Here is a 3,296-nt window from a genome sequence, read left to right as displayed (position 1 = left end):
CGCCATCGCCCAAGCCATTGAGCAGTGCATCTACTTCATCTTGTGAGAGGATGTCATGAACGGCCATAGTTATTGCATTATGAAGCTGGTGAAGTAGACGGCTTCCAACTGTTCATCAACAGAAGACTCGTTTTTAAGAATCTCATTGATGGTATTCAAGCTGGACTGTTGAAGTGCTTTTGTTCCCTCGATAGTTTGTAATTCGTCATAATTTTGACTAAAGAACAGCATATTTAATTCATGTTGAATGGCTGGTAAGTTCAATGTCACAGCATCAATAACATCCTGAGAACGCGCTTTTACCTTGAGTTTGATCTGCATATATTTCACTTCCCCTTTGCTTTGTTCAGAGAAGTTGACGATAAACGGTTCTTCAATCGCGTAGTAGATAGGTGGCTGTTTGACTTCAGCTTTTTCTTCCTCGGGTTCATCACCGCCACTCATCATGAAAAAGGCGGCGACTCCACCACCTATCAATAGTAAAGCGACAACGATAATGATGATGAGTTTTTTCTTACCACCTTTGCCTTCTGTAATTTCAATATCTTCGCGTTCTTCTGCCATAGTGCTGTTTCCAATTTGTTAATTTCAAGATAGCAAGTACTGTGCCGACTATTGGATGATAAAGCTTGTGAAGTAAACTTTTTCGATTTCAGGGTTACCTGTTTCTTGCTCTAAAATGTTTCTCACTTGTTCTGTGGCTTTTTTATCTAACTCTTCTCGTCCCTGCAGCGTGTTGAGTGATTCATAGGTCTGCTGTGAAAACAATGTTCTGAGTTCATCCTGAATCATTGGCAGGTTTAACACTGCATTGTCGAGTGCTTTTTGATCTTTGGCCATCAGAGCAACTTTGATTTGAAGATAACGGGCCCGTTTCTGACTTTGATTCACAAAGTTGATAGTAAATGGCTCTTCAATTTTGTAATACACAGAGGGTGTTTTTTCACTCTCATCGTCATCAGCAAATGTTGGCGTCACTAAGGCATAAAAGAATAATAAAATGATTAGCGACAGCGATTTCTTCATTGCTTGATATACTCCATGATTTCTTATGAAAAAGGTTTACACAGAATTATGACAAGCTTAGGCAATTGGTTAAAGAGGCAGGCATGAGTAAAACGCAAAAACACCCACAAGCTTCTTGGTTTAGCAAAGTCTCTGATGTGATTTTGACGCTGCCACAATATGTGATTCCACAGCATGCCTTATCTGTTGTTATGCATGCCTTAACTCGTAGCCAGGTAAAGTGGTTTAAAAATGCATTCATTCGGTTTATTACCTGGAAGTTCAACGTTAATCTCAGCGAGGCCGCCGTTTCAGATCGCGCTTATTACGCCAGTTTTAATGCCTTTTTTACGCGTGAGTTGCGAGCAGGTATTCGTCCCATCGCTACAGGTGAAGAGGTTATTGTTTCTCCTGTTGATGGTGCCATTAGTCAGCTGGGTCCAATTATTGGACAAAGTATTGTGCAAGCAAAAGGACGAAGCTATACAGTAGAAGAATTGTTGGGAGGAGATAAGGCATTGGCTGAGCAGTATCAGCAAGGACAATTTGCCACTATTTATCTCTCGCCGCGTGATTACCATCGTATTCACATGCCAATAGCGGGAAAACTGAAGTCCATGCGTTATGTGCCGGGTAAACTATTCTCAGTGAATCCGCGGACGGCGAGAGCCGTGCCTAGACTCTTCGCCCGAAATGAACGCGTTATCTGTGTGTTTGATACCGACTTTGGCGATGTGACTCTCGTGCTTGTTGGGGCTATTTTTGTTGGCAGTATGGAAACGGTATGGGCAGGTCAGATAACGCCTCCTTACGGTAAAAGCATACAAAACTGGACTTATGAAGGTGATGAAGCGTTGTCATTCGAAAAAGGTCAGGAAATGGGTCGGTTTAATATGGGGTCAACTGTAGTGATGTTACTACCCGTCGGCATGAAACCATTTAATCAAGCATGGCAGCCAGAGGAAAAAATTCAACTGGGACAGGCGATGAACTAAGTTTGTTTGCAGATGAAATAAAAAAGCCGGCTACTAGCCGGCTTTTTTGTGAGCGTATCTGCTTAGATATTGTTACGCCATGCGTGACATGAATTATCCTGAATACGACTGACTTCTTCAGGTCCCCAAGTGCCTGCAGGGTAGGTATGAACGAAGCCTTTATCTTTTGCCCATTTCTCGATGACAGGATCGACCACTTTCCAAGCCAGATTAACTTCATCTGAACGCAAGAACAGCGAACGGTCACCTAAAATTGCATCCAGAATTAATGCTTCATAGGCATCCAAGCGATGCTTAGTATCTTCATTTTCAACAGTTTCAAGCGCCACAGTATGGTTGTTTAATTCCAGACCAGGCTGCTTGGCTTGCAATTCGATACGTAAGGTGTTGTCTGGTTGCAGACCCATCACAATCCAGTTGGCATGACTGTCACCAATTACAGTGTCTTTAAATAACTCTTGGGGTGGTTTCTTAAAGCGGATAGCAATCATCGCTTTAGATTCAGGCATACATTTACCCGTTCTTAAGTAGAACGGCACGCCACGCCAGCGCCAGTTATCAATGTACAATTTCATAGCTGCGTAGGTTTCCGTCACGCTATCATTCGGTACTTCATCATCTTCCAGGTAACCCGGTTCTTTTTTACCGTTGACTTCACCGGCCGCATATTGCGCACGAAACGCATGATCATCAACGATATCTTCAGTGATAGGGCGGATGGCTTTTAAGACTTTTACTTTTTCATCACGTAGAGATTCATCACCTAAATCTGCTGGTGGTTCCATCGCGACTAATGCCATTACCTGCATCAAGTGACTCTGAATCATATCGCGAAGCGCACCAGAGGTATCATAGTAACCAGCACGACCGCCTACACCTTGTTGTTCAGCATGCGTAATTTGAACATGATCAATGTAGTTACGGTTCCATAATGGCTCGAGTAACAAGTTAGCAAAACGGAATACAAAAATATTTTGAACGGTACCTTTACCCAGGTAGTGATCGATACGGTAAGTTTGTTGTTCGGTGAAGTTTTTGCGCAAGATGCCTTCTAATTCTTCAGCACTCTTCTGGTCATAACCAAATGGTTTTTCAACGACCAAGTGGCGCCAGCCGTTGTCTTCCTTATTTAAACCAACAGCGGCTAATTGATCACCTACGACGCCGAATAATGCTGGCGCAATTGAGAGATAGAAAACGATATTCTGAGAGAAATTATTCTCTTCTGAAGTGATCAGTTTGTTGAGTTCGTGATAGCTGAAAGCATCGTTGATATCACATTTGAAGTAGTGAATT

General features: G+C 42.6%; 4 protein-coding genes. 1 reads left to right on the top strand and 3 read right to left on the bottom strand.

The genetic code is table 11. The features are described from left to right. Positions 1 to 69 precede the first annotated feature (69 nt). A complete protein-coding gene (locus B4K20_RS03725) occupies positions 70 to 564 on the bottom strand; it encodes a flagellar basal body-associated FliL family protein (RefSeq protein ID WP_286303973.1) in 495 nt (164 codons plus the stop codon). 48 nt (positions 565 to 612) lie between these two features. Then, positions 613 to 1,026: a flagellar basal body-associated FliL family protein gene (locus B4K20_RS03720; RefSeq protein WP_289281935.1), complete on the bottom strand. Its 414-nt coding sequence runs from the start codon at positions 1,024 to 1,026 to the stop codon at positions 613 to 615. Between the two features lie 83 nt (positions 1,027 to 1,109). On the opposite strand from B4K20_RS03720, the gene asd reads away from it, so the two are divergent. After that, positions 1,110 to 2,000 carry an archaetidylserine decarboxylase gene (asd, locus tag B4K20_RS03715; protein WP_289281934.1) on the top strand — a complete coding sequence of 297 codons (891 nt, stop codon included), beginning with the start codon at positions 1,110 to 1,112 and terminating at the stop codon, positions 1,998 to 2,000. A 62-nt stretch (positions 2,001 to 2,062) separates the two neighbouring features. On the opposite strand, the gene zwf is transcribed toward asd, so the two are convergent. After that, positions 2,063 to 3,296, bottom strand: a 1,234-nt coding sequence (gene zwf, locus B4K20_RS03710) for a glucose-6-phosphate dehydrogenase (protein ID WP_289281933.1), incomplete at its 5' end; no start/stop codon positions are given.

This window comes from Methylophaga sp. UBA5088 (genome assembly GCF_002414625.1).
GTDB lineage: Bacteria > Pseudomonadota > Gammaproteobacteria > Nitrosococcales > Methylophagaceae > Methylophaga > Methylophaga marina.
The sequence above is the reverse complement of the archived record's forward strand: the minus strand, read 5'-3'. Positions and strand labels throughout refer to the sequence as shown.

What these genes read in the sequence shown, in the direction of transcription:
- B4K20_RS03725 (WP_286303973.1), bottom strand. Translation starts at nt 564, where the DNA reads ATGGCAGAAGAACGCGAAGATATTGAAATTACAGAAGGCAAAGGTGGT.
- B4K20_RS03720 (WP_289281935.1), bottom strand. Translation starts at nt 1,026, where the DNA reads ATGAAGAAATCGCTGTCGCTAATCATTTTATTATTCTTTTATGCCTTA.
- asd (WP_289281934.1), top strand. Translation starts at nt 1,110, where the DNA reads ATGAGTAAAACGCAAAAACACCCACAAGCTTCTTGGTTTAGCAAAGTC.